A 26,200-nucleotide genomic window follows, 5' to 3' on the forward strand; every position below is an offset into this window, starting at 1 on the left:
CATTCACCGCATCACTGCCCGATCGTAGGAAATTCCATCGCTTACATCCACTCCATTATTTAGTAGGAGTTTTCTTCTAAACATTCATCCAAAAAACGGTTAATATACTCCACCTGAAATCCTTTACGATACAAGGCTTCTTTTATCTTTTGCTGCAGCATGAATCCCTCATACTTTTTACTATACTTTCGTACAAGCTTATCCCCTTGATATACAATAGCATTCCATTCAGTTTCCGTGTCTTTTTCTACATCCATTTGGGATATGGCGTCCGAAATGACAGCCTGGCTAAACCCTTTTTGGAGTAAATTTACCTGTAGTTTTTGAATTTGTTGTTTACGGGATTCCCGTTTCCCAACACTTATTTTTTTCTCCAACAATTTTGATACTTTATCAAATTGCACTTCATAAGGATATAAATAAATAGCCTCATCCGCAATTGCACTAGTAACTCCTTTTTCTACTAATTCCCTTTTAATAAGTAAGGGGCCCTTACTTGAAGTGTTCATCCGTGTCCGGACAAACATCTCTGAAAAGAGTTTATCATCAAGTAATTTTTCTTTTATTAACCGATTCAGAATTACCGATATATGCTCAGGAACAACTTCTTTCTTTACCAAATATTCCCGCATTTCCTTTTTCGTTCGCATACGATAGCTTAAAAAATGAATGGCCAACGTGTAGGATTTTTGTATGGAGTCTTTTTCCAACAACATCTCAATCACGGAATCCTCCAATTCCAACCCTTTACGAAGATTAAATTCAACTAAAACGGCCTCATCTACACTGAACGCATATTCTTCCTTATCCCCATTCGTTAGAAAAATATTATATCTGTCCTTTGTCCGTTTCTGCGTTGTAATCTTGGCTATTTTTTTCATGACACACTATCCTCCTATTCTTCATATATTAACATGAAACCAGATGAAATAGCATAAAACATGCGATTAAAAACGACTTTTCTACGGTAAAAATTTCTATATAAAATTAATAAAAAAACCATTTCTTTTTTTAGAAAACCATTGTAAAATGAAACTACCAAATTACGAAAGGGTTGAGATTTAATCCAACCGTTTTTCGGGAATTAAATACTAATTAGAATTAAATAGGGAAGGCAAATGGTGCGCCACCAGTTTTTACTGGTTCTAGTGGGTTCGATTCCCACCCCGAATTTTTGTTGAAATCTAAAATAAAAATTCGAGGGTGGGTCACTCACACAATCCTTATGCCTTTTTGCGTTAGGACAGTACCCACCTGGAATGAGGAGGGTATTTTTTATGTTAAAAACTCGTGAACTGCACGAAGTCCCAGTTTTATATGAATTGATGTCGCATCCGGAAGTTTTCCCATATGTAAGACATAAAGCTTATTCCGTAGATGAATTCTACTTCATGACTAAGAAAACAATGGAAGACGAAGAAAATGGAAAGTTAATTTCTCGAACCATTCTTGACGAATATCAGCAACCTATTGGAACGATTAATCTTTTTGATATTGAAGATAATTTCGGTTTCTTAGCAACATGGATTGGGAAGCCTTATTTTGGAAAAGGTTATAATAAGCCTGCAAAAGAGAACTTCTTTAATGAACTATTTTTCTCTAATCAAATTAAGGGAATCTTCATGAAGGTGAGAAGAACAAATACCCGTTCCTTAAAAGCTGCATTGAAGCTACCTTATGTCGCACTTGCCAATGCAACCTATCCAGAAATGTATCAAAAAGTTAATAATAATGAAGACATCTATGATTTATTCGTCATTACAAAAGAACATTATATTTCCTATAAACAATTTGCTACTGTTGAATCAACCTCTACTGGAGAAGAAGTTTCTTAGAAAAACTACTTCCCTTAGGGGTTTTCTTTTTCACTAAAAGCACTGACTTTTCCGACTATATTTGAACATGAATAATCTTATAACCAACGGGAAAACTATATTAAAAAAGCGAGGGATGATGACCATGCCAAAACATAAATCCGAACACCGTGACAAAATTCTTAATAGAACGCAAGAAGTTCTTTATCAAAAGGAATTTAAGCGTGCAGATCGCGTCTATAATCAATTATCTCAAAGAGGAAACCGAAGCTAAATTGCTTCGGTTTTTCTAATTAGTCCTTTTACCCACAACAGTTATCCATATAATTGACATCGTTGTTCATAACTACCTTCCTTAGCACAACTATCTCATTCTTGGAAGTTAAAGTTAATTTTGAAACAATTTAAAACTCTTTATCCGCCATATTGCTTTTAGCTCCCGCAAAAATTATACTTAGAGTAAGGAGGATTGGTAGTATGGTAATGTTCCTGTCCATAATCACTATAATCACTGTAATTATAGCACTTATCGCAACTATGTATATTTTTAAACAAGAAGAAAATAAAGCCAAAAAGTATGAAGCAGAAGGCCAGACAGCCGATAACGAACTAGAACGATCACATGAATATGAGACGAAATCCGTATCTTACAACTTAAAAAACCTATCTTGGATTTATGTACTGATGATTGTTCTATCCTTTATCGGCTTAGGGATTTATATATACAATTTATAAAACCAAAGCGCACCTGCAAAAATTTTACCCTTGCCTAGCGAAAAATAAAGCGAAGCAAATGCTCCGCTTTATTTTGTCTTGATAATGGTAATCCTTCTTGTAAAAATATAAGATAATGCGTAAAGTATTACCCCGATACCAAACAATCGTAAGAAAAACATTAAATCTAAATCAGCAGCTAATTGTACGAAGATGTCAAATACCCATCCTTTAGCTATTCCTAGCAGAAGAAGAACTACTAATATCGCAACAACACTTCCCCCACCAAGTAATCCTGTCTTATAGAAAAGTAAACCAAACAAAAACATAAGCGCTAGTAACGAAAACATAACCGCCGTATCAATCACGATTCTATTTAACCAAGTATCATTAACAAGTTGCGCAAAATGTATAAAGTTAAACGTACTAATCCCCGTTACATCCGTAAATGATGCGGTAATCGATTGTAAAGTGCTACTTACTACTGCCTTAACAAAAGCAATTCCTAAAAAAAATAAACCAGTCGCAATAAACAAATTTTTCCTTGTAGCTCCCATTTTTAATGCAAACGGAATTCCTTCCTTTACGGTTAAGAAGCCTAAGAACATACAGTAAAAATAAGTTGCGTTTGGAAAACCAAAGTAAAATACAGCATCTTCTACCCCTATTAAAAAGTAAGAAATACTAAGCGATAATATTAAGACTCCCAATAAGATACTCCAAAAAATTGTTAATGAAAAACGAATGTCCGTTACATAGAAATATAATAGACCCTTTAATTGTCTCGCCATAAACTATGCCCCTCTCTTTGTTTCAGTTAAATGAATCATTAACTCTTGTATTGGAATACCTTCCACTTTAAGGCCACTTTGTTTCGCTTCTTCCACATTTCCGTATACATAAGCAGTCATCATACCAGCAAGTTGTTTTGTATCAATAATTTCTTTTCCTTTTATAAATTTCTCCACTTCTTCTGCAGTTCCAGATACCGCACAAGTATTCCTTCTTAATGCATCCGCTTCTTCTTTTAATACAAGTGATCCTTCACTTAAGATTAAAACTTCTTCAAACATTAAACTAACTTCATCAATTAAATGTGTAGAGAAAATAATGGTCCTTTTTTCTAATTGGTATTCTTCTAACAAAATATCGTAAAATTTCTTTCTTGAAGGTGCATCCAGCCCGATGTATGGTTCATCAAAAATAGTAATTGGCGCTTTACTCGCTAACCCAACGATTATCCCTAGGGCCGATTCCATCCCTTTCGATAATGCTTTTACTTTTGCATTTAGATTTAAGTTGTATTCCTTCACCATGTAATCTGCTAATTCTTGATCCCAATTCGGATAAAAGTAAGAGTAAATCTTGAGGACATTTTTCACCTTTAAATCTTTCTTAAAATTATTCCCCTCTTTAATTAAGCAAATGGATTCTGTCAAACGTTGATTATCAAATGGATCTTCCCCATCAATTAAAATCTCTCCCTCACTTGATAATATTTGTCCAGATAATATATTCATGAACGTTGTTTTTCCAGCCCCATTTCTCCCTAGTAAACCATAAATCTTCGGTTCATCTAGTGTAAACGAAACATTCTCTAACGCTACCTTATCTCGATACTTTTTCGTTAAATGTTTCACTTCAATTTTCATTCGTTATCCTCCCTTTTGACCATTTCAATCAACTCATCCGTACTCATTCTTAATTTTCCCGCTTCCATTTTTAACGGTAACATGTAACTTTCATAAAACGATTTCTTTCTTTTTTTAATTAAAATTTCTTTAGCATTTTCCGTAACAAACATCCCAACACCCCTTCTTTTATAAAGAATCTCTTCAGCAACTAGTTCATTAATGCCTTTTCCTGCAGTAGCTGGATTAATTTTATAAAACTTAGCGAATTCATTTGTAGAAGGTGCACGATCTCCTGCATTGAGATTCCCATCTATAATCGAGTCTTCGATTTGTTCTTTAATTTGAAGGAATATTGGTTTATTATCATCTAATGTATTTTTCATCTTATGCTCCTTCGTTAAGTGGTTAATTACTTATGTAACTAACTATAAATCCATCTAAGATATTTGTCAACGTAATATTCCGAAAATGGTAAAAATGCCTATAATTAAAACTGCACCTTCATTGATTAAAACAATGTAGGTGCAGTTTTTTTATGCTGAATATCTTATTAAATTATCCGTCGGGTTTCTACTTGGAAAGATATAAAAGTTCTTCCCATTTGTTCTTATCATTATGTCCCCAAAAGATGCCGTAGAATAAACAATTGTCTCCATTCGGTCTAAATTTTCGACCACTCTTTCAACAGGATGTCCATAATCATTATCAACGCTAAAAGTTAGAATAGCAATTTGCGGATTTACTTCTCGTAAAAATTCAAGTGAAGTACTTGTGTCCGATCCATGATGCGCCACCTTTATTATTTCCGATTGAATATCGTATTTTTCTATTAACTTTTTTTCCTGTTCCATCGTTGCATCACCCATAAATAAAAAATCCATTTCATTATAAGTCATCTTCAGTACGATGGATGACTCGTTGTTGGATTGATTTTTTTCATAAGCATTTAGCACTTTAATTTTTAAATCTGAATCAAGATGAATACGTTGATTTGGTTTTGCTGTTTTCTTAAGTATTCCTTGTTTACGAATTTCCGCAGCATATTTGGCGAATGCTCTTGTCAAATGAATTTTACCTGTATCCAGAATTTGTCTCACTTCAAATGATTTCATTACATTAATAAGTCCACCTATATGATCATAATCTGGATGGGTCGCTATTAATAAATCTATCTTCTCTATATCTTGTTTTTTCAAATAGGAAACGACCTTATCTCCCGCTTTCGGAAGTCCGCCATCAATAAGGATCGTTTTATCATTAGGTGTTTCCACTAGAATGCTGTCCCCTTGACCGACATCGATATAATGCACTTCCATAAATGGATACACTTTAGCATTGGTATGAGGTGGCACTACAGTTATAAATAATAAAATAAAAATAAGAGCTACATGTAATTTCTTCATAAATCCACCCTTTTTATCATAGTTTTGGTCTTATTAGTTTGTCTAAAAGAGGGTGAATTATTATTACCGGGCAAGAAAAAATCCCACCAACTATAGTTAGTGGGATAAGATGATTATTTATTATTTACTACGATTTCACCATCGGCTACATCTACTTTTACATGATCTACTTTTTCTTCTTCTAAAATTAAATCCGTAAGTTGGTCTTCAATTTTATCTTGGATTACTCGACGTAAAGGTCTTGCACCGAATCTTACATCATAGCCAAGTCGTACAAGTGCTTGTTTCGCCTCTAATGTAATATCAATTTTAATATTATTTTCTTCAATTGTTTCCTCTAGTTCAGCAAGCATTAGGTCAACAATTTCTAATAAGTTATCTTCTGTTAATTCATTGAAGTTGATAATAGCATCAAATCGGTTTAAGAATTCTGGTTTGAAGTAATTACTTAGTGTTTCTAATGTTGAAACAGACTCATGTTTCGCTTGATTAAAACCGACACTAACTTCCTTCACTCCAGTTCCAGCATTGCTTGTCATAATAATAACTGTCTCTTTAAAGTTAACGGTACGACCTTGGGAATCCGTTAAATGACCATCTTCCATGATTTGTAAGAACATATTTTGTACATCTGGATGGGCTTTTTCTATCTCATCTAAAAGAATTATGGAATATGGATTATGGCGTACTCGTTCTGTTAATTGTCCAGCCTCTTCATGTCCTACATATCCTGGAGGTGCTCCAATAAGTTTAGACACCGAATGTTTTTCCATATACTCACTCATATCTAGTCGTATAAGTGCATCGCGAGTACCGAATAATTCTTCCGCTAAGGCTTTGGTTAATTCCGTTTTACCAACCCCAGTAGGTCCTACAAATAGGAAGGATCCAATAGGACGATATTTCGATTTCAATCCAGCACGGCTTCGTCGAATTGCTTTTGCCACTTTTTGCACTGCTTCATCTTGACCAATTACTTTTTTACCTAGGTTCACACCTAAATCCTTCATTTTTTGTTGTTCATCGGACTGCATTTTTGTTACGGGTATCCCTGTCTTTTCTTCTACAATCAATTGGATATCAGATACATCAACATCTATTACTTTTTCTTTATCATCCGCTTTTTCCAATTGTTTTTGTAGTTGAATTTCTTGATAGCGTAAGTTTGCAGCTTGTTCGTAATCTTCTTTTTCCGCCGCTTCTTGCTTTTCTCTCACTACTTCATCAAGACGAGTTTTAATAGCTGAAGAATCCCCTTGAGAATTTCTTAAATTCAAACGTGAACCTACTTCATCCATTAAGTCAATTGCTTTATCTGGCAAGAAACGATCTTTAATATAACGATTAGATAACGTTACAAATGCTTGGACAGCTTCATCAGAATAGCGTACTTCATGGAATTTTTCATAACGGTCTTTAATTCCATTTAATATCTTGACCGTATCATCCAATGATGGCTCTTTTACCATGACTGGTTGTAGACGACGTTCCAATGCCGCATCCTTTTCAATTTGACGATATTCTTTTAATGTGGTCGCACCAATTAATTGTAATTCACCACGTGCTAAGGCTGGTTTTAATATGTTACCAGCATCCATTTGAGAACTTTCTGCAGTACCTGCACCAACGATTAAATGAATTTCGTCAATAAATACAATTACATCATTACGTGTCTTTAACTCTTCTATTAATTTTTTCATTCTTTCTTCAAATTGACCACGAATACCAGTGTTGGCAACTAATGATGCAACATCAAGCATATAAATTTCTTTGTTTAACAATTTAGTAGGTACATTTCCTTCTACAATCTTCAGAGCTAGTCCTTCTGCGATTGCCGTTTTACCTACCCCAGGTTCCCCAATGAGTACAGGGTTATTTTTATTTCTTCTATTTAACGTTTCTATAACACGTTTAATTTCATTATCACGACCAATGACTGGATCAATTTCACCAGCTCTTGCGGAATCAGTTATATTTTTACCTAATTGATCAATAAGACCTTTTTTCTTTGTTGTTTGTTGTTTAGTTCTAGTTGTTGTAAAGCCCTGATTTTGACCATTTCCTTGATTAAAAAGATTAGAAAATGCCTCTGCGTTGCCAAATGGGAAACCGGAGAAAAAGTCAGATTGATTTAACATTTGACCTTGGATTTCTTGAAAACATTTATTGCAAAGGTGCAATTCCATATTCTGATTGTTCATTTGCATTGCTGCATTAATGTTTGCTTCATTTACTCCACATTTTTGACATTTCATATTTCCCATTCCTCCTTAAAAATAAAAAGGTCATTTTTGACTTTGACTATCTTTGACCTATGACCTTATTATACTCTGACCTTTTTTGACTTTCAAGTGTTTTGGTCAAACTTTTTTTATTTTTTTTGACCTTATCCTTACCATACTTTGTACCTGTCAAATTAGCTCTACGTGAAATTCACCTTTCTGTCGTTATTTTGGAGTTCAAACCTCTATCAGTGACGGAAGGACGTGATTTTTCACTCATTCGGGCACTCATCATCCCTATGAGTGACGGAAGGGCGAGATTTTTTCCTCGTTCGGACACCTCATCACCCCCTATGAGTGACGGAAAGAGCGAGAATTTTTTCCTCGTTCGGGCACTCATCGCCCCTATGAGTGACGGAAGAGCGAGAATTTTTCCTCGTTCGGGCACTCATCTCCCCTATGAGTGACGGAAGAGCGAGAATTTTTCCTCGTTCGGGCACTCATCTCCCCTATGAGTGACGGAAGAGCGAGAATTTTTCCTCGTTCGGGCACTCATCGCCCGGATGAGTGACGGAAGAACAAGATTTTTTCCTCGTTCGGGCACTCATCGCCCCCTATGAGTGACGGAAGGACAAGTTTTTTTCCTCGTTCGGGCACTCATCGCCCCTATGAGTGACGGAAGCACAAGATTTTTTCCTCGTTCGGGCACTCATCCTTCAATACAATTATTTTAGATATAAAAAAAGCCTGGGTTATCCAAGCTTTAATATCCCATCTATTCTTCAATACTTCTCCACAACGTTAAAGATGCGTAACTACGGTATGGATGCCATTCCTGACTTATTTTCTCTAACTCTTCTTTACTCGGTTTTCGGTCCATCCCTAAAAATCCCTTCACCGCATTTTGAATCCCAATATCCGCTTTTGGAAAGTGATCTTCCCTTCCTAATCCGAACATAAGCCAGTTTTCGGCTGTCCACTGACCAATGCCACGAATTTTAATTAATTCCGTTAAAATTTCATCATCATCTTTCTCTCGCAAATTCTTTAAATCCAGTTTTCCATCGGCAATCAATCTTGAAGTATCAATCACATATTCCGCTTTTCTTCCACTAAATTGCAATTCACGTAAATCTTCTACTTTAATAGTCCCGATTTCTTCAGGCGTAGGATAGAACCATACCCCGTCTATCTTTTTCCCATAACATTCTATAAAACGGGTAGACAACACATAAGCAAATTTCATATTTAACTGTTGGTGAATGATTGTTTTCATCAAACTATAATAAAGGTCAAATTCTCTTACAATTGGGGTTCCAGGATATTGATCAAAAAGTGAAGCCAAGTTGGTACCAACAAAGTGATTAAAAATGTTAGTTAAATCTTTCTTCCATTGAAACAAGTCAAATATGTAATCTAAAATTTCTTCTTTTCTTCTAATATCTTTACTTTTCACAATGAACCGTGGCTGGTTCGTGGTGCCAATTGCTTGAACATAAATAATATGCTTTTCTTCCCCTATTACAAAAGGGATGGATATTTTACGTTCCTTTAATTGAACGGATGCAAGTGGATCAAAGGAAATTCGATATAGAGAATAATCAAAATCATAAAGTGTATCTAATTTAACTTCTTCTTCCCACATTCATAACGCCCCCTTTTCTTCCAACAATACAAAATTAAAAGAAAAAAAGCGAGGAAACAAACCCCCGCTTTAAAATCCCAGAAATCCCTCCGGTAACATATTCTTTACTAATAAATCATCTAAACTTTTGAATTCATAACCTTCTTTTTTCAAATCTTGTATAATTTTTTCTAATGCTTGAGCATTGTCAGAAGATACAGCGTGAAGCAAGATGATTGCCCCAGGATGGATTTGCTCCATAACACTATCATACGCATATTGCCAACCCTTTTGATTAGATGTATTCCAGTCTTTAAACGTGAGAGACCAGAATACATGGGTAAGTCCTAGTTCATTCGCCCATTTTAGCGTTGTTTCATTAAACATTCCACGTGGAGGACGTAGAAATTTAATATCCTTTTGATTAGTCACTTCAGCCACTGCTTCTTCTAACGTCTTTAATTCCTCTGTCATTGATTCCTTACTAACAATTGTAAAATCTGGATGGTGGTAAGAATGATTTCCTAAGATATGACCTTCATTTACCATTCTCTTTACCAAATCTGGAGAACTCTTAACATAGTGACCTGTAACAAAAAAAGTAGCCGGAACCTTTTCTTTTTTTAGTACATCAAGAATTTCGTCTGTATAACCTTCTTCATATCCATTATCAAACGTTAAGTATACGTTCTTATCCCCTGATAAATCTGCATAATAAGCACCATACTTATCCAACATTTGTTGGTATTTGCCAATATCTGGGACCTTATGTTCTTTATTTTTCTGGTATCCCCATCCATATCCACTTGCTTCTGTTTGTACTGGATTCATCCAACCAATGAAAAAAGCAAGAGAAAGGATGATCGTTGTGAAAACATATTTTTTCATAACAACCCACCTACTATTTTTCTCTTACCTTTCCACAAATTTATTTAATTTATTCTAAAGGACAAGTGCTGCTATCCACCCGAAAATGAATAAAGGGATGTTAAAATGAATAAACGTCGGAACTACTGTGTCCCAAATGTGATTATGATTTCCATCCGCATTTAACCCCGCCGTTGGACCTAATGTACTATCCGATGCAGGTGAACCTGCATCCCCTAATGCACCTGCAGTACCGATTAAAGCTGTTGTAGCTAATGGCGAGAAACCGGCTGCTAAACAAATTGGTACATATAGGGATGCTAAAATAGGTACTGTTCCAAAAGAAGAGCCAATTCCAAGTGTAATTAATAAACCGACTAATAATAATACAAATGCAATGACTGCTTTATTGTCTCCTAACATGTTAGAAGATATTTCAACTAAAGTAGAAACTGCACCTGTTTCTTGTATAACAGTCGCAAATCCTGAAGCAGATAACATAACAAATGCAATAAATCCCATCATTTTAATACCATCTGAAATAACCTGGTCTCCTTTTTTAAATGGAGTAACAAAAAATAGAAACATACAAAATAAACCAGCTAATGCACCTAAAATCAGATTAGTTGTCACAATTTGTACAACGAAAGCGGCAAGGATAGAAAGAATAGTTAGCATATGACTTCTATTAAAAGTCACATTCTGCTCATCTACTTCGCTTATTAAAGTTCCTGTGCCACCCGCTCCTTCCACAGCATCTCGATTTTTTCGGTACGTAATAAAAATAGCAACGAATAACCCAGCTACCATTCCAAGACCAGGGATTATCATTGCAAGTGCAATATCTCCCATCGGTACAGTTAAGCCACTGTCAGCCATTGCATTATAAATTGTCTCATGGAATAAAAGCCCAAAACCGGCTGGTATCATGATATATGGAGTTGTTAAACCAAAAGTTAAAGCAACAGCTACCGCTCGACGATCCAATCGCATCGAATCAAATAATTTTAATAAAGGCGGAATTAAAATAGGAATAAATGCAATGTGTACCGGAATTAAATTTTGTGATAAGCATGCTACCCCTGCAATCACAAGTAGTAACATCGTTTTCTTTCCAGTTAATACACGGATTAAAAATTTAACAAGTAAACTAGTGATTCCTGTATAACTAATCGTCACTGCAAAAGCCCCTAATAAAATATAACTTAATGCAGTACTAGACTGACCACCCATTCCACTCACAAAAAGATCGATGGATTCTACCATGGATAATCCAGACATCAATCCTGCAGTAATTGCTGCAGCAATAATTGCTATTATAACGTTCACACGTAATAAACTAAGAACTAACATGACTAGTACGGATATAATGACTACCCATTCCATTTCGATTTCACCTCGTTTTTTCCCTTAAGCACTCTAATACTTCACTATGATAAAGTATTAAAGAAAATAAATCAACCCCCTTTTTAAAAGTTAGAAAAATTGGCGTTCCATTCACTAAAATCAACTTTATACAAAAATAACCCTGAAACATTCAGGGCTATATCGTCCTATTTAATTTGAAATGAAAAAGAGACATGGTCCTGAATCGGAATCCAACCTCCAATTCCTTGTTTCGTTACATTTTTAATAATTAACCCTTTATTACTACCTTTTAACTTTATATATACCTCGCCAAAGGTTACTTGACCCTTTTCATTAACTGCAGGCGCAAAAGCATTTAATACACCAAATTTTTCTGTTGGAATATTATAGGAATTTTCCTTTTTTGTATTTTTTCCAATTACTGTTTGGTAAGACAGTGGCAACTTTGTTTTTTCCTTTGTTGCTAAAAGCATCATTCTTTTTACTTCATCTGGATTATTAATTTTATTAGTTAATGCACCTTTAATTTCCTTTTGTTCTTGTTGAACATAATTCATCACTTGGTTAACATCTCCACCAAGATTATTTAGCTCATTTGTATTGATTTTCTGATATTCCCAGTTAATATTCGTTTCTAGTGACTCATAATTTAATGGCCAACGCCCTAAATAAATCATTCCCCTGTAGCCAATCGCGATGGGAGACGGATCTAAAGCAGACTCATTTAACATTTTTATTAAATCCGGATTTTTTATCGGAATATCCGTTCCATCCATTAATTCTTTTGTTAATTCACTAGGCTCAATAACTTCCTGATCTTCAGTTGTATTTGGATACGTATTTTCTTTAGATATATCTAATACATGACTAGGTATTTCAAAAGGATCTTTACTCTTTTTATCATCTTTTTGTTCTTCAGCAGAGCTTAAAACAGGGAAGACTAATGCATAAAGACATGCCACCAATATAGTAAGAATTCTTACCTTCATTCTGTTCCTTCCTTTCATTTTTCCCTAGTTTTTTCTTAACGGTTGAAAATATACGTGGCTGAAATTAAATATTAAAGTATTCCATTGCTATTTTTTTGTTTTAGCTTTAGATTTAAATAATATTCTTTTTTATTTTGGAGGAAATTATGGTATCAACAAACACGAGATTTTGGATTTTGATTTTATTAGTGGCGATTTCCGGTTTCTCACAAGGCATGCTCCTTCCTCTTTTATCCATCATTTTGGAGCAAAATCAAATACCTTCTTCAATTAATGGAATACATGCAACAGGAATTTATATTGGTATCCTTCTTGCGTCTCCATTCATGGAAAAGCCACTACAAAAGTTCGGTTTTAAACCAATCATAATGGTTGGAGGAATACTAGTTATATTATCGATGACGTTGTTTCCATTTTGGCAGGCTTTATGGTTTTGGTTTATTTTAAGGGTAACGATTGGAATCGGTGACCAAATGATCCACTTTGGTACACAGACGTGGATTACGACAACAACACCAAAGGAAATTCGTGGGAGACGTGTAGCTTATTACGGAATGTTTTTCGGCCTGGGTTTTGCAATCGGACCATTAATGACAAGACTAATGGCCATTAACGAGACAGCCCCCTTTATTGTCTCTGCTGTCTTAAGTCTTTTGGTATGGGGCACGATGTTTTTTGTTCGAAATGAGTGGCCAAATGAGGATAATGACACAACGGTTCAGACGACAAATTCTTTAGGAAGATTTGCAGAAACCGGTAAAATAGCCTGGGTTGCTCTCTTACCAGGGTTTGGTTATGGTTTTTTAGAGGCAGCCTTGCACGGCATTTTTCCGATTTATGGACTTCGGATTGGTCATAATATAGAAATTCTCGCTTATATTATTCCTTGCTTTGCAGCAGGAAGTTTACTTACACAACTACCTTTAGGAATACTTAGTGATAAAATAGGTAGAAAAAATACGCTTCTAGTTGTATTATCTGGTGGAATTCTTTGCTTTTTAATAGCTGCGACATTCGAACACTCCGTTATCGCCTTATTCGTATCCTTTGCTCTAGCCGGTATGCTAGTAGGTTCGTTATACTCAATGGGAATCGCATTTATGACAGATTTATTACCAACTAATTTACTGCCTGCAGGAAATTTAATGATTAGTATTATTTTTAGTTTTGGTAGTATAAGTGGACCTTTTTTAGGTGGACTATTTATCGAATTCTTCCCGAACGTATCCTTTTTCTACTTAATAGTAGTAATTCTAATAATGATTACTACAGCGATTTATTTCAAAAAAGAGCCGGATAAAGCAAGAATCCATATAAATGAATAAACAAAAGACCAAATCACCCAGGATTTGGTCTTTGTTTCTTACACATACTTACTATAATGATTTTCTAATCTTTCCTGCATATAACCAATTAGGATACAAATCGGCCAATAAATAAGTGCAACTAATATATACATCGTCATCGCGTCAAACTCCCTACCCGCAACGATTTGTGTTTTTTGAAAAAGTTCTGGAACAGTGATGACAGCTGCTAAGGATGTTGCCTTCACAACATCCATAAACACATTGGTCAGAGGAGGTACCGCAATACGAATCGCCTGAGGCAAAATAATCGATCGTAATGTCGTTCCATAACCTAACCCTAATGACCTAGCCGCTTCCCATTGACCATTGTCTACAGAACTTAAGGAGGATCGATTAATTTCAGCGATATAAGCAGCACTATTCAAACCAAACCCTAATATTGCCGCACTAATCGCGTTCAACTCAATCCCTACAACTGGTAACCCGAAATACAAAATAAATAGGAAGACAAGCATCGGGGTTCCTCTCATAAATGAAATATATAAACGCGCGGGCCAGCGTAATCCCCTCACACTTGAACTCCTAGCAAGTGCTAAAAATAAACCAAGAACTAACCCAATCCCCATTCCTACCACCGAAATAAGAATGGTCATCGGCAACCCTTCTAAAACATAAGGCAAACTCCGTATCGCAAGTTCTGCATCAAACAATCCTCCAAAATCAAAACCATTCACATTCATGATACTCTCCTTACAAATCTAACCCTTCAATTTCCTCAATCTCTCCCTCAGGTTTTTGCGAGGCATCTTCTTTATAAAACTGATTTGCTAATTCGGATAATGTTCCGTCTTCACGCATTTCATTTAAAGCTTTATTAACTTCTTCTGTTACTCGATCTGCATCTTTAGGTAAAATAACACCTTGTTCTGTTGGGTGAAACTTCAATGTCGGGTGTAAATGAATATCAAAGTCAGGAAATGCTGCTACACCAAATTTGGTTAAGAAATAATCATTTATAACAACATCCGTTCTGCCATTATCCACATCCCTTAAATACGCCTCATTCGGTGCATTTCCGTATGTAACTACTTCAGCCCCATAATGTTCAGCAATTTGACTATAAATCGTAGTTGCTCCACCACCGGCTTTTTTTCCTTCTAAATCTTCCAATGACTCAATTCCAGAATTATCTTCTTTTCTCACAGCCATTGTTGTATAAGAATATTTATACGGTTCACTAAAATTAAACTCTTCTTTTCGTTTATCTGTAATTTCAATATCATTCGCTGCCATATCAATTCTTCCACTCTTAATAGCCGGAAGCATACTATCAATTCCCATAATTTCAAAAGAAACATCCAATCCTAAACGCTTACCAATCTCACGCATGATTTCAACATCATAACCTGTTAATTTTTCGTCTTCATCATAATAAGAGGAAGCAATTAAAGTTCCTGATGTCCCTACAACTATTTCTCCTGCATCCTGGATTTTCTCCCAAGCCTTATCGTTAGATGATTCATTTTCTTGCGGCTTTTCACTAGACTCACTGCCTGTACCACCACAGGCAGACAATATAGTGATACACATAATTAGCATAAAAACTAAACTACCCTTAAATCTAGCCATTTCCATTTCCCCTTTGTTATAATTTATTATCCAAGGTACATTGTAACAGTTTACAATGTATTTATCCACCATTACTAATCCATTTTCAAAGTCTCTGACCATTATTCAAAAATAAATAGACATTCGCTAAAAAAACGAATGCCTCCCCTTATTTATTATTTATAAAATGTTCCTCTTTCTTTCTTAAACTTACTAATAACTGAGTTAATAACTCCACCTAGAATAATAATAGCACCTAGTAGATAAAACCAAATCATTAAAATAATAATAGCACCTAGACTTCCGTATTTAACGGAATAGTTAGCAAATGTACTTACATAAAAAGAAAAACCATAAGAGACAATTTGCCACGCAATCGTACCCATAATCGTCCCCCAGATTGCTTCTCTAAAATAAATATGTTTATTCGGGGCTAACTTATATAAAAAAAGTAAAACGATAAAAAATATAACGGAAGATAACACCCATCTTAATGTGCCCCATAATTGTAGGAAGGTATCGGATAATCCAACAAACGCAAAAATGTATTCACCAATAATCTGGCCAAATACCGGGAGTAATAATGAGACAATGATAACTAATACCATCGCAATCGTTAAAACAATCGCAATTAGCCTTGTTGCAATGAAAGAACGATCTTCATCGATATCATATGCACGATTAAAGGCCTTCATAATAGCATTAATGGCATTTGAGGCAGCCCATAAGGTTCCGATAATCCCAATAGAAAGTAATCCACCATTCGTTTGACCCAACAATTGATCTAAGTTTGTGTCAATTAGCGTCATAATCTCATCAGGTGCATAGTAGTCAATGATTTCCATAACTGATTCCACATTGATTGGAAGATATCCAACTAGGTTAAGTAAAAACAGTAAAAATGGGAAAAGCGAAAGCAAGAAGAAATAAGCTAGTTGTGCGGCTAACCCAAAAACATCCACATCATCCATTCGTTTAAACAACTGCTTACCCATAATGATTAAGTTACCCAATTTCCTCTCTCCTATTTTCAAATGGGACTTTTCTCTTTTTAGTGCGAGTTCAAAAAGGAGGATGAAAAGGACCGAGGTCGGCTAAATTCGCAACGTCCCAGGGCTCCGATTACTCGTCCCACCGGTAAAGATTTGTGCGTCGCAGTTCGAGGCGGCGTAGCTTTGAGGCAGAAAAAAAGCGTTTCTGCATAAGTGCAACTAAGGTATTTGCCGAAGAGCACAGCAAATGCCAAGTTTTCTAATACCGGAACGTATGCTGTTAATACATGAGGAACGGACTTGCACAGGATGTGCTGACTTCTACGTTGCCCACAGGACAAGAAATGCTTCCGTGGGTATACATCGCACGCAGAAAAAGTGCTTTTCTTTTTCAAGGACGTGGACGGTCTTAGTAGAAGTTCCACTATCGCCAACTAGAAACGTCGAAGTGTCATTTTCACCGGACTTTTTGAACAACCTCTTCTTAGAAAAAAAATCGGCTTTTCGCCGATTCCCTTCCTTTACATTATGTAAGTTTCCCTCTATTTATTATTCGTAAACTTATTTATTGTTTCCTCGACTTGTTCTAATGCATTAATTGCATTATCCGCTCCACTAGTTAACGTTTCATTCCAACGATCAACTGTTGTACGGAATGATTGAATCGCTTCGGATGGATTCTTAATTAAATTAGCGGAACAAGATTTAGCAGAATTTAATTGCGTTTTTGCAAATTCTCTAGTATCTTTATCTATTAACGCAACAATCGCTCCAACTGTTGCACCTACTACCACTCCCGTAATTAATCTAGCTTTAGCCATATGTATTCTCTCCTTTTACAATGAATGTTCCATTTTTATATGGTTTAATAATTGGGTACAACCCTCTAACACTAATTCATAAGTGTAATCAAAATCCCCAGTGAAATAAGGATCTGGTACATTTTTTTCTTTAGGATTCTCAACATAATCCATTAGTTTTCCAATGGTTACTTTATGGTTAGTGGCATTCTCTAAATCCTTCAGACCTTTCATATTTTGATCATCCATTGCAATAATATAATCAAAATCCTCAAAGTCATTTTCATTTACTTTTCTCGCAACCATCCCTTTGTATGAGATATTCTTACCATCTAATACTTCTCTTGTTCCTTTGTGCGGTGCTTTACCAATATGCCACTCTCCTAGTCCACCAGAGTCCACTTCGATTTTATCGGCTAGATTTTCTTTACTGACCATACTTCGAAAAATAGCTTCTGCCATTGGTGACCTACAAATATTTCCTAAACATACAAATAATACACGTATCACTTTATCACCTATCTTACAACTAATATTATAATCAACTATTCCTATCATAAACAATATTAACCTATTTTTCCAGAAGTTCTCTTTGAAAACCCTCGTGTTCCCCAAGCCTTGATGCGAATATTTTCATTGCAACTATGCAGAAGGAAAATTTTTATGTTTTCTTATCTGTCACAAAATGCTTCCCTCAAATTAAGGAAGCATTCTCACTCACGCAATTGGTTGAATACACATTTCATCATTATTTATTGCAGCATTCACATAAGATCCTACGTTATAAGCTTTTAACTCTTCCATCTTTACTGAATGTAAAAATTGATGTGCTTGCTCGGGATGAAGTTTAATAGGAGAAATCCATTCATTTTCCTTTTCTTTTGGTAAAATAATTGGCATACGATGATGTATATCTTGCATAAATGTATTAGCTTCTTTCGTAAGAATTGTACATGTAAATAATACTTTATCCCCCTGTATCCATTTATCCCAAAGACCGGCAAATGTAAAAAGGTTACGATCTTTTATTTGAATTCGCTTTGGTTGTTTTTCACCATCTGCCTTTTTCCATTCATAAAAACTGTCTGCAACAATGAGACATCGCTTTTGTGACATTAATTTTTTAAAACTCGGTTTTTCATGTGCAGTTTCGCTTCTTGCATTAATCATTTTATACCCTATTTTTTCATCTTTCGCCCACGAAGGAACTAATCCCCAGCGTAAATATCCCGCTCGCTTTTTCCTTCCATCATGAATAATAGCTAACACATTTTGACCAGGGGCGATGTTATAACTAGGTTGATAGGAATCAATTGATTCGTCAATATCAAATTCTTCAAGAATCTCTAGTTCATCTTGAAGCAATGTATATCTACCGCACATGTTCTTCACCCCTTTAGAAAATACTCAAATCCCATTGTTTCGCTATATGCCGTAATAATCGTATTCCAGCAACACTATTTCCTTGCTCGTCTAACGCCGGGCCATACACCGCTATACCACATCCATTTAAAAATGGTAAGTTTTCCTGTCGAATCCTCGGTGGTGCAACAGCAATAATTCCACCAGATACACCGCTCTTTGCAGGTATTCCTACATACGCAGCAAATTTCCCTGATGCATCATACATCCCACATGTAAGCATTAATGATTTTGCAAGCCTAGCTACTTGCTTTGGTATTATTTCGATTCCTGTCTTCGGATCCTCCCCATCATTTGCTAGAATAACTCCGAGACGCGCTAAATCACTTAATGAAATTTCTATAGAACACTGTTTAAAGTAAGTATCCAACGCTAATTCCAATTCTGATTCCAAATATCCTAGTTCAACCAAATAATAACCTATCGCTCGATTACGTACCGAAGTTTCGTTTTCAGACTCATATACTTTCTTATTTAACCTGGGACGAGCCCCTAGAATTTTTTCAAACAGCCGAAAAAGTGGTTCCAGTTTTTCATCTGAAGTTTTTCCGTTTAATAAGGAAGTAACTGTAATAGCTCCTGCATTAACAAATGGATTAAATGGCTTTTTGATTTTCTTCATTTCTAAATGCATAATGGAATTAAACGCTTCTCCAGTAGGCTCCACGTCTACCCTGCTTAGAACGTAGGAAACACCCCTTTCCATACATGCTACTATAAAGGTAAAAACTTTGGAAATACTTTGAATCGTAAACGGAACATCAATATTCCCAGACTGAATCATCATTCCTTCATTTCCAATGATTGATATTCCTAAGTGACTTTTATTTGCTTCTTGCAAGATTGGTATGTACGAAGCGACTTCTCCCTCATTCGTATATCTCCCGAAAAACTTCACCCAATCATCCACATAATTTTGTAACCATTCTTCCGTCAACTTTGTATTTAAATTAGCCGATCCTTGTACCAACTGCACCACCTCACATAGTATTAGTATGTATATTATTAGAAAAACAAATCCCTTATTATTTTATTTATAAAAAGAATAAATAACCTTATTTAGTTTATTAGAGTTGCTCTCATAAACCATTTTAATTTCCCCCTTTCCTTACCCTTTGGATCCTTAAAGAAGCTCTATTCGACCATTCCACACAAATTCTTCTTCTTCCGGGAGCATAGAACAGTTCTATTCGACCATTCCATTCAAATTTCTCTTCTTCCGGGAGCATAGAACGGCTCTATTCGACCATTCCATTCAAATTTCTCTTCCTCCGGGAGCATAGAACAGTTCTATTCGACCATTCCATTCAAATTTCTCTTCTTCCGGGAGCATAGAACGGCTCTATTCGACCATTCCATTCAAATTTCTCTTCTTCCGGGAGCATAGGGTAGCTTTCTTATTCCACTACTTACAAAATCCCCTAAGTTTAACTTCAAAAACCAACCCACATTTCATAAAAAAAAGACTAGCATTATATACTAGTCTCATTAGCCTTATTATTTACCAATAAATTGTTGTGTCCAGTAGTTACCATTCTCTACATAACCTACTCCAATGTGAGTAAAGCTCCCGTTAAGAATGTTAGCACGGTGACCTTCACTATTCATCCAAGCATTTACTACTTCAGCTGGAGTACGTTGACCATAGGCAATGTTTTCACCTGCAGTATTGTAAGTAATACCAAAGCTCTTCATCATATCAAATGGTGAACCATAAGTTGGGCTATTATGATCAAAGTAATTATTTACTGCCATATCACGGGATTTTTCACGTGCTACTTTACTTAATGCTGTATCTACTTTTAATGCTGCTAAACCATATTTCGCTCTTTCTTGGTTTGTTAAAGTAACTACTTCTTGTTCAAATTGGCTTAATTGATTTCCTTGTTCTTTCGTAGTTTCTTGTTTAGCTGGTTGTTGAACTTCTTTTGATGGTTGTTGCACCTTATTATTAGCTGGTTTTTGAACCTCTTTTGATGGTTGTTGTACCTTATTATCAACTGGCTTTTGAACTTCTTTTGATGGTTGCTGCACTTTATTATCCGCTGGTTTTTGAACCTCTTTTGACGGTTGTTGATTTTCTACTTGTACAGGTTGCTTCTCAACTGGTTGCTCCACTTTCTCCGGAACTTGAACTTGTTGTGGTTGTAATTTAATGTTATTCCAATTTATATTATATTGATTAAATACTTTTTGAACTAACTCGTAAATCTTTGCTTGATCTAGATTTTGAGTGTTAAGTTTAACTTGTTCTCCATTAATAGAATAGTATACTTTATATGAAACATTTGCATTAGCGTTTGTATCCGCATGTGCATCTGCTGAATCAAAAGCTCCCCCAAAGATAAATGCAGCCGATAACGCTGTAACAATACCTATTTTCTTAAACATATTTATGTTCTCTCCTTTTTGCTTTTTGTCGTTCTCGAAAAGCCACCGTGTGACTTACGAACTCATCATAGCACAAGTTTTTTGTAATATTTTTGGCTCTCATTTCCAAATGAAAGATTTCAAATAAACTAGATTCATAAAAAAAGAGAAACCCTTGATTTATCTATAAAATTTAGAAACCCTAGATTTAGAAAAATTGGATGGTCGTACTTATTCCTACAAAATTTTCCATAAAGTTGATATTGACACTTTTTTAAGCAGTACCTATTGTTACAAAATAACCTTTTTTGTAAACAAAATGTTACTTGATTTATACCCTATTTCAGATTAATTTTATTAATATGCTTTTCACTATTATATATAGGAAGTTTCTAAAATCTATTGAAGGGGAAACTACTCTATAACCCCCATAAAAAAGTAGAATTAGATGAATAACTATATAAAGACTTGGTTTAGGTGAAGTTTTAACTCCACCTGTAACTTAGTCGCCCTTATTTCGAAGCTTGGCGGCACTTATCTCCCGCCTGTAGAAGCGGGTACGCCGCGTAGATAAAGTCTGGACTTCATTGGAGGAACTTATATGTTTTCAAATGCTGAAATTGGAATTGATTTAGGAACAGCAAACATCCTAATCTATTCAAAATCAAAAGGTATCGTATTAAATGAGCCATCTGTTGTGGCAATTGACATAAATACAAAACAAGTCGTAGCCGTTGGGGTTGATGCAAAGGAGATGATTGGAAAGACTCCTCAAAATATTGTACCTATTCGCCCCTTAAAAGATGGTGTTATTGCGGATTATGACGTAACCGCACAAATGTTAAAAGTTCTTTTAAAAAAGGTAAGCAAAAAAGCAGGGATTTCTACAAGAAAGCCTATTGTTGTCGTCTGCACTCCATCTGGAAGTACTTCTGTTGAAAGACGTGCGATCCACAATGCAGTCACAAGTTATGGAGCGAAAAATGTACATTTAATAGAAGAACCGGTTGCTGCAGCAATTGGGGCTGATTTACCTGTAGATGAACCTACTGCAAGTGTTGTTGTTGACATTGGCGGAGGTACAACAGAGGTAGGAATCATTTCATTCGGTGGAGTAGTTGCATGCAATTCAGTGCGTGTAGCTGGAGACCGATTGGATGAAGAAATCATTCTTCACATTCGCAAACATTACAACATTTTAATTGGGGAACGTACTGCAGAAAGTATTAAAATGGAAATTGGCCATGCAGATCCAGATCATAAGGAAGTGGAAATGGAAGTTCGTGGACGTGACATGGTTACAGGGCTACCAAAAACCATTACGATTTCATCCAAAGAAATTTACTCCGCTATCAAAGAATCTTTAGAACAAATCCTAGATACCATTCGCGCAACATTAGAAGATTGCCCTCCAGAACTAAGTGGGGATATCGTAGATCATGGTATTGTTCTAACTGGAGGCGGAGCATTATTAAACGGAATACAAAAATGGTTGTCTACAGAAATCAATGTTCCTGTCCATATTGCCCCTAGCCCACTAGAATCTGTTGCAATTGGAACAGGCCGTTCTTTACAAATGATTACAAAATTACAAAAGGCTGCAAAATAAAGTTGAAACTTCAATCAGTGGGGGTTTCGACGCACAGGACATTCTAGTGCCGACGTTGCAATAGGAATTGCGTTATTAGTCGGCCAGCCAGTTAATGCGCGATAATCCTTTCCAGTTCATGTATTTTTTAAATGCGTGAACTGTTTTTTCTAAATATAATAATAAATTTAGAAAAAGTATAGAAACCGTTTACAAATATATTCTTTTACTTTATAATATGAATTAATCAACCGTGTTCATACATGGTTAAAACCTACGAATAAGTTACTGCCTAGTCTGTTCACATTCCTTTATAGGTCTGTTCCAACAGGTGTAAGCCATTTCAATCTACTTTGGAATGGTCTTTTTTTATATATTATACTAAAAGCTAGACAATAGACTTCTATTTGAAAATACATAAGAAAAACCTGCCATCCCACAGCAGGTTCAGTATTTGATCCCTTTATTGGTATTTGAGCTCCAGGTTATCAGGAGTCGGGCTTCAGATAGCAGCACGCGCTCTTCAGATATCAGCACGCGCTCTCCAGATATCAGCACGCGCCCTCCAGATATCAGCACGCGCTCTTCAGATATCAGCACTTTAGCTCTTTTATATTTACTCCTCGCTTTGCCATTTCTTTTATATACGTATCCCCGGGTACTATCTGTTCTGGTGGTAGAACCCCTTTATTTTTGATTGTTCCTTTTCCAATCATTTGTGCAACAACAGAGATAGTATTAGCAGTAGCACGAGCCATAGCTGTTACCTGTGTTGCCTTTTCTTTATAGGTCACCATTTCATATTGACGTTTGCAAAATTGCCCGTCTTTTAAACCTGAAACAATCACCCGAAGTAGTACAACATCATCCTTTTCACCTAATTCCACTATTGGATCTAGTACTTTTAAAAATACTTCTCTCGGATTTACCTTCTGTCCATTGACATCTACCTTATATCCTTTCCGCGTTAAATTCAAATCAATCAAAAGTTTAAACTTTTCCGCATGACCTGGATAGCGTATCGTTTTATATTCTAATTCTTCTAAGTCAGGAAATGAAGTCGACAAAGTGGACGTTCCACCTGAAGTATGAAAAGCTTCTAAAGGTCCAAATTTTTCGAAGTGAATTTCTTCTACTTCAGATAGGGAAGGAATCTCTTGTTTCATGCCATTTCGAATAATAAAAGATGGGTCTGTATAATGATCAAAAACACCTTCCATGGAAAATACATGATTGTATTGAAACGGTGGCTCTGGTCTTAACGGAATTCCACCTACAAAGAGTTTAATTGACCTGACGTTATCTAATTTACTAGCCCCGTATCCAGATAAAATATTGATCATGCCAGGGGCAACCCCCAGGTCTGGAATTATCGTAACTCTAGCTTTTTTAGCTTCCTTATCTAACTCTAATACTTTATCTGTTATATGACCGATGTGCCCTCCTAAATCAACCGAGCTTACCCCTACTTTAATAGCGGTCTTTGCAACCGTTTCATTAAATGAGTAAAATAATGCATTAATAATTACATCAAATCGTCTCATAAAATTCTCTAATTCTTTAAGATTATTCGCGTCTACTTGATGGGCAGTTAGTTTATCGGATTGAAGTTGCTCACATACCTTCTTAGCACGGTGTAAATCCACATCAGCTAAACCAACAGCAGTAACATCAATACTCGCTACTAAATCTCTTGTCGCTTCTTTACCCATTAAACCAGAACCCAATACACCAACTTTCATATGATTACCTCCAGTATCTAAGAGTGTTGTTCAACATCATTGGCAGGTAACCCCCCTGGGGCTCCGATTACTCACCCCACCGTAAAGATTTGCATAAGTCCAACTAAGACATTCGAAAGGCAAGTGAATGACAAATTTTCTAAGTGTCCTCATTAGTCTACGTCAATTTGTGCACGTTGTAATTTACCACTATAATCAACATAAACTGCCTTCCACTCTGTAAATACATCCAATGCCTGCACACCAGAATCTCGATGTCCATTTCCCGTTCCTTTTGTCCCACCGAATGGTAAATGAATTTCTGCTCCAGTTGTTCCTGCATTCACGTACACGATACCTGTATCTAAATCACGTTGAGCTTGGAACACACGATTTACATCTTGAGTAAAAATAGAACTTGATAGACCAAATGACACCCCGTTATTTACCTCAATCGCTTCTTCTAGACTCTGGACAGCAATTAACGAAACAACTGGACCGAAGATTTCTTCCTGCGCTATTCTCATATCCGCCCTAGCATCTGTAAACAATGTAGGTGCAAAGAAATATCCTCCTTTAAATCCAGAGCCGCTTAATTCGTATCCACCTTCCACTAATTTAGCACCTTCATTTTTGCCGATTTCGATATAATCTTTAATTTTATTGATACCTGCTTGATTTATAATAGGTCCAACTCTCACATTCTCGTCTAACCCGTTTCCAATTGTTAAATCTTTCATCTTCCTTAATAATCTTTTCTCTAGCTTTTCTTTCACTGCCTCGTGTACGATAACCCGACTGCAAGCCGTACAGCGCTGTCCACTTGTTCCATAGGCACTCCAAACTATTCCTTCTACCGCTAAATCAAGATCCGCATCTTCCATAACGATTACCGCATTTTTCCCACCCATCTCGAGTGAAACCTTTTTTAGTTGCCTACCACAATCGGCCGCTATATTTCTTCCAACATCATTAGACCCTGTAAACGATATAACTCGGATATCTTCATGATGGACCATTGCATTTCCAACAGTCTTTCCACTCCCAAATACAACATTTATTACTCCTTTTGGTAGGCCTGCTTCTTCAAATATTTTGGCAAGTTCATAAGCCATAATTGGCGTTTCCGTGGCAGGCTTCCAAACTACTGCATTTCCAGCCACAATTGCCGGGAATGACTTCCATGTTGCGATTGCTATTGGAAAATTCCAAGGTGTAATAATCCCCACTACTCCAACTGGAACTCGCTGACTCATGGCAAACTTATTTTTCAGTTCAGCTGGTGTTGTTTGTCCGAACATTCTTCTACCTTCCCCTGCCATGTAAAAAGCCATATCGATACCTTCTTGTACCTCTCCTCTCGCTTCTTCAATCACTTTTCCGTTTTCCATCGTTAGAAGCTTGGATATATGTTCTTTTCTTTCTTTTAATAAATAACCAACCCGATATAAAATCTCTGCACGTTGTGGTGCTGGCACAAGCGCCCATTCTTTTTGGGCATTCTTTGCTGCTAAAACCGCCTCATCTACCGAATGCTGATTGGATAATGGAACTTGAACAATTTCTTTTCCATTCGCTGGATTAATAACAGCGGTTGTTTCAGCCGCTTCCACCCATTTTCCGTTAATGTAGTTCTTTAATTTATCCGTGTCCAATAAAACTGACATACAAGCATCCCCTTTCCTTTTTAAGAGACCTTATACTACTTCCAAATCCACCTGATACTATATTTTATTAAAAAAGCAATTGTTTAAGAA

At 36.0% G+C, this 26,200-nt stretch carries 25 protein-coding genes; 5 read left to right on the forward strand and 20 right to left on the reverse strand.

All coding sequences use genetic code 11. The annotated features are described in order from the left end of the window. Window positions 1–59: 59 nt before the first annotated feature. Window positions 60–881 carry a recombination regulator RecX gene (gene recX / locus A9178_RS17705; protein WP_068677653.1) on the reverse strand — a complete coding sequence of 274 codons (822 nt, stop codon included), beginning with the start codon at window positions 879–881 and terminating at the stop codon, window positions 60–62. Between the two features lie 396 nt (window positions 882–1,277). Here recX and A9178_RS17710 point away from each other — a divergent pair, with 396 nt between their 5' ends. From A9178_RS17710 to A9178_RS17715, 3 genes are all read left to right on the forward strand, one after another. Then, window positions 1,278–1,835, forward strand: a complete 558-nt coding sequence (locus A9178_RS17710; protein WP_068677655.1) for a GNAT family N-acetyltransferase — start codon at window positions 1,278–1,280, stop codon at window positions 1,833–1,835. A 124-nt stretch (window positions 1,836–1,959) separates the two neighbouring features. Beyond that, a complete protein-coding gene (locus A9178_RS19070) occupies window positions 1,960–2,088 on the forward strand; it encodes a YfhE family protein (RefSeq protein WP_156520804.1) in 129 nt (42 codons plus the stop codon). Window positions 2,089–2,291: 203 nt separating this feature from the next. Continuing rightward, on the forward strand, window positions 2,292–2,549 hold the full coding sequence (locus A9178_RS17715; RefSeq protein WP_068677657.1) for a hypothetical protein: 258 nt from the start codon (window positions 2,292–2,294) through the stop codon (window positions 2,547–2,549). Between the two features lie 68 nt (window positions 2,550–2,617). Here A9178_RS17715 and A9178_RS17720 read toward each other — a convergent pair whose 3' ends face one another. From A9178_RS17720 to A9178_RS17765, 9 genes are all read right to left on the reverse strand, one after another. Continuing rightward, window positions 2,618–3,319 (reverse strand): hypothetical protein, encoded by a 702-nt coding sequence (locus A9178_RS17720; protein WP_068677659.1) that lies wholly within the window; start codon window positions 3,317–3,319, stop codon window positions 2,618–2,620. 3 nt (window positions 3,320–3,322) lie between these two features. Next, window positions 3,323–4,180: an ABC transporter ATP-binding protein gene (locus A9178_RS17725; RefSeq protein ID WP_068677661.1), complete on the reverse strand. Its 858-nt coding sequence runs from the start codon at window positions 4,178–4,180 to the stop codon at window positions 3,323–3,325. Beyond that, entirely contained in the window at window positions 4,177–4,545 is a 369-nt protein-coding gene (locus A9178_RS17730) for a GntR family transcriptional regulator (protein WP_068677663.1), read from the reverse strand. The genes A9178_RS17725 and A9178_RS17730 overlap by 4 nt, the downstream gene beginning before the upstream one ends. A 150-nt stretch (window positions 4,546–4,695) precedes the next feature. Beyond that, window positions 4,696–5,565 carry a ComEC/Rec2 family competence protein gene (locus A9178_RS17735; protein WP_068677664.1) on the reverse strand — a complete coding sequence of 290 codons (870 nt, stop codon included), beginning with the start codon at window positions 5,563–5,565 and terminating at the stop codon, window positions 4,696–4,698. Window positions 5,566–5,678: 113 nt separating this feature from the next. Then, complete coding sequence (locus tag A9178_RS17740) at window positions 5,679–7,820, reverse strand: ATP-dependent Clp protease ATP-binding subunit (protein ID WP_068677666.1); 2,142 nt, start codon at window positions 7,818–7,820, stop codon at window positions 5,679–5,681. A 742-nt stretch (window positions 7,821–8,562) separates the two neighbouring features. Continuing rightward, the gene (locus tag A9178_RS17750; protein WP_068677670.1) at window positions 8,563–9,432 is read right to left on the reverse strand and encodes a DNA-3-methyladenine glycosylase family protein; all 870 of its coding nucleotides are present in this window, start codon (window positions 9,430–9,432) and stop codon (window positions 8,563–8,565) included. A gap of 69 nt (window positions 9,433–9,501) precedes the next feature. Further along, on the reverse strand, window positions 9,502–10,299 hold the full coding sequence (gene pdaA, locus A9178_RS17755) for a delta-lactam-biosynthetic de-N-acetylase (RefSeq protein WP_068677672.1): 798 nt from the start codon (window positions 10,297–10,299) through the stop codon (window positions 9,502–9,504). A 54-nt stretch (window positions 10,300–10,353) separates the two neighbouring features. Continuing rightward, the gene (locus tag A9178_RS17760) at window positions 10,354–11,664 is read right to left on the reverse strand and encodes a Na+/H+ antiporter family protein (RefSeq protein WP_068677673.1); all 1,311 of its coding nucleotides are present in this window, start codon (window positions 11,662–11,664) and stop codon (window positions 10,354–10,356) included. Between the two features lie 167 nt (window positions 11,665–11,831). After that, window positions 11,832–12,635 carry a YfkD famly protein gene (locus A9178_RS17765; RefSeq protein ID WP_068677675.1) on the reverse strand — a complete coding sequence of 268 codons (804 nt, stop codon included), beginning with the start codon at window positions 12,633–12,635 and terminating at the stop codon, window positions 11,832–11,834. A gap of 146 nt (window positions 12,636–12,781) precedes the next feature. Here A9178_RS17765 and A9178_RS17770 point away from each other — a divergent pair, with 146 nt between their 5' ends. Next, the gene (locus A9178_RS17770) at window positions 12,782–13,960 is read left to right on the forward strand and encodes an MFS transporter (protein ID WP_068677677.1); all 1,179 of its coding nucleotides are present in this window, start codon (window positions 12,782–12,784) and stop codon (window positions 13,958–13,960) included. A 38-nt stretch (window positions 13,961–13,998) separates the two neighbouring features. Here the strand turns inward: A9178_RS17770 and A9178_RS17775 are convergent, their stop codons facing one another. The 8 genes from A9178_RS17775 to A9178_RS17810 all read right to left on the reverse strand — a co-directional run bounded on the left by A9178_RS17775 (window position 13,999) and on the right by A9178_RS17810 (window position 21,155). Then, window positions 13,999–14,682, reverse strand: a complete 684-nt coding sequence (locus tag A9178_RS17775) for an amino acid ABC transporter permease (protein ID WP_068677679.1) — start codon at window positions 14,680–14,682, stop codon at window positions 13,999–14,001. A gap of 10 nt (window positions 14,683–14,692) precedes the next feature. Beyond that, a complete protein-coding gene (locus A9178_RS17780; RefSeq protein ID WP_082918263.1) occupies window positions 14,693–15,571 on the reverse strand; it encodes a transporter substrate-binding domain-containing protein in 879 nt (292 codons plus the stop codon). 155 nt (window positions 15,572–15,726) lie between these two features. Next, complete coding sequence (locus tag A9178_RS17785; RefSeq protein WP_156520806.1) at window positions 15,727–16,563, reverse strand: YihY/virulence factor BrkB family protein; 837 nt, start codon at window positions 16,561–16,563, stop codon at window positions 15,727–15,729. Window positions 16,564–17,084: 521 nt separating this feature from the next. Beyond that, window positions 17,085–17,363 (reverse strand): hypothetical protein, encoded by a 279-nt coding sequence (locus tag A9178_RS17790; RefSeq protein WP_068677684.1) that lies wholly within the window; start codon window positions 17,361–17,363, stop codon window positions 17,085–17,087. 15 nt (window positions 17,364–17,378) lie between these two features. Further along, window positions 17,379–17,900, reverse strand: a complete 522-nt coding sequence (locus A9178_RS17795) for a low molecular weight protein-tyrosine-phosphatase (RefSeq protein WP_369801995.1) — start codon at window positions 17,898–17,900, stop codon at window positions 17,379–17,381. 159 nt (window positions 17,901–18,059) lie between these two features. After that, window positions 18,060–18,725, reverse strand: a complete 666-nt coding sequence (locus A9178_RS17800) for an SOS response-associated peptidase (protein WP_068677686.1) — start codon at window positions 18,723–18,725, stop codon at window positions 18,060–18,062. 13 nt (window positions 18,726–18,738) lie between these two features. Continuing rightward, a complete protein-coding gene (locus A9178_RS17805; protein WP_068677688.1) occupies window positions 18,739–19,734 on the reverse strand; it encodes a glutaminase in 996 nt (331 codons plus the stop codon). Between the two features lie 527 nt (window positions 19,735–20,261). Then, window positions 20,262–21,155: a CAP domain-containing protein gene (locus A9178_RS17810; protein WP_068677690.1), complete on the reverse strand. Its 894-nt coding sequence runs from the start codon at window positions 21,153–21,155 to the stop codon at window positions 20,262–20,264. Window positions 21,156–21,735: 580 nt separating this feature from the next. On the opposite strand from A9178_RS17810, the gene mreBH reads away from it, so the two are divergent. Next, window positions 21,736–22,743, forward strand: a complete 1,008-nt coding sequence (mreBH, locus tag A9178_RS17815) for a rod-share determining protein MreBH (protein WP_068677692.1) — start codon at window positions 21,736–21,738, stop codon at window positions 22,741–22,743. A gap of 572 nt (window positions 22,744–23,315) precedes the next feature. Here mreBH and A9178_RS17820 read toward each other — a convergent pair. Then, window positions 23,316–24,464 carry a saccharopine dehydrogenase family protein gene (locus tag A9178_RS17820; protein ID WP_068677694.1) on the reverse strand — a complete coding sequence of 383 codons (1,149 nt, stop codon included), beginning with the start codon at window positions 24,462–24,464 and terminating at the stop codon, window positions 23,316–23,318. 152 nt (window positions 24,465–24,616) lie between these two features. Beyond that, window positions 24,617–26,110, reverse strand: a complete 1,494-nt coding sequence (locus A9178_RS17825; protein WP_068677696.1) for an aldehyde dehydrogenase family protein — start codon at window positions 26,108–26,110, stop codon at window positions 24,617–24,619. Window positions 26,111–26,200 lie beyond the last annotated feature (90 nt).

It is taken from the genome of Oceanobacillus sp. Castelsardo (assembly GCF_001659985.1).
Taxonomy (GTDB): Bacteria; Bacillota; Bacilli; order Bacillales; family Amphibacillaceae; genus Oceanobacillus.

Coding starts and splice junctions, on each gene's coding strand:
- A9178_RS17795 (WP_369801995.1), bottom strand. CDS start 17,900: ATGATAGGAATAGTTGATTATAATATTAGTTGTAAGATAGGTGATAAA.
- A9178_RS17765 (WP_068677675.1), bottom strand. CDS start 12,635: ATGAAGGTAAGAATTCTTACTATATTGGTGGCATGTCTTTATGCATTA.
- A9178_RS17825 (WP_068677696.1), bottom strand. CDS start 26,110: ATGTCAGTTTTATTGGACACGGATAAATTAAAGAACTACATTAACGGA.
- mreBH (WP_068677692.1), top strand. CDS start 21,736: ATGTTTTCAAATGCTGAAATTGGAATTGATTTAGGAACAGCAAACATC.
- A9178_RS17720 (WP_068677659.1), bottom strand. CDS start 3,319: ATGGCGAGACAATTAAAGGGTCTATTATATTTCTATGTAACGGACATT.
- A9178_RS17730 (WP_068677663.1), bottom strand. CDS start 4,545: ATGAAAAATACATTAGATGATAATAAACCAATATTCCTTCAAATTAAA.
- A9178_RS17790 (WP_068677684.1), bottom strand. CDS start 17,363: ATGGCTAAAGCTAGATTAATTACGGGAGTGGTAGTAGGTGCAACAGTT.
- A9178_RS17820 (WP_068677694.1), bottom strand. CDS start 24,464: ATGAAAGTTGGTGTATTGGGTTCTGGTTTAATGGGTAAAGAAGCGACA.
- A9178_RS17760 (WP_068677673.1), bottom strand. CDS start 11,664: ATGGAATGGGTAGTCATTATATCCGTACTAGTCATGTTAGTTCTTAGT.
- A9178_RS17735 (WP_068677664.1), bottom strand. CDS start 5,565: ATGAAGAAATTACATGTAGCTCTTATTTTTATTTTATTATTTATAACT.
- A9178_RS19070 (WP_156520804.1), top strand. CDS start 1,960: ATGCCAAAACATAAATCCGAACACCGTGACAAAATTCTTAATAGAACG.
- pdaA (WP_068677672.1), bottom strand. CDS start 10,299: ATGAAAAAATATGTTTTCACAACGATCATCCTTTCTCTTGCTTTTTTC.
- A9178_RS17725 (WP_068677661.1), bottom strand. CDS start 4,180: ATGAAAATTGAAGTGAAACATTTAACGAAAAAGTATCGAGATAAGGTA.
- A9178_RS17750 (WP_068677670.1), bottom strand. CDS start 9,432: ATGTGGGAAGAAGAAGTTAAATTAGATACACTTTATGATTTTGATTAT.
- A9178_RS17740 (WP_068677666.1), bottom strand. CDS start 7,820: ATGAAATGTCAAAAATGTGGAGTAAATGAAGCAAACATTAATGCAGCA.
- A9178_RS17710 (WP_068677655.1), top strand. CDS start 1,278: ATGTTAAAAACTCGTGAACTGCACGAAGTCCCAGTTTTATATGAATTG.
- recX (WP_068677653.1), bottom strand. CDS start 881: ATGAAAAAAATAGCCAAGATTACAACGCAGAAACGGACAAAGGACAGA.
- A9178_RS17780 (WP_082918263.1), bottom strand. CDS start 15,571: ATGGCTAGATTTAAGGGTAGTTTAGTTTTTATGCTAATTATGTGTATC.
- A9178_RS17810 (WP_068677690.1), bottom strand. CDS start 21,155: ATGTTTAAGAAAATAGGTATTGTTACAGCGTTATCGGCTGCATTTATC.
- A9178_RS17715 (WP_068677657.1), top strand. CDS start 2,292: ATGGTAATGTTCCTGTCCATAATCACTATAATCACTGTAATTATAGCA.
- A9178_RS17775 (WP_068677679.1), bottom strand. CDS start 14,682: ATGAATGTGAATGGTTTTGATTTTGGAGGATTGTTTGATGCAGAACTT.
- A9178_RS17770 (WP_068677677.1), top strand. CDS start 12,782: ATGGTATCAACAAACACGAGATTTTGGATTTTGATTTTATTAGTGGCG.
- A9178_RS17800 (WP_068677686.1), bottom strand. CDS start 18,725: ATGTGCGGTAGATATACATTGCTTCAAGATGAACTAGAGATTCTTGAA.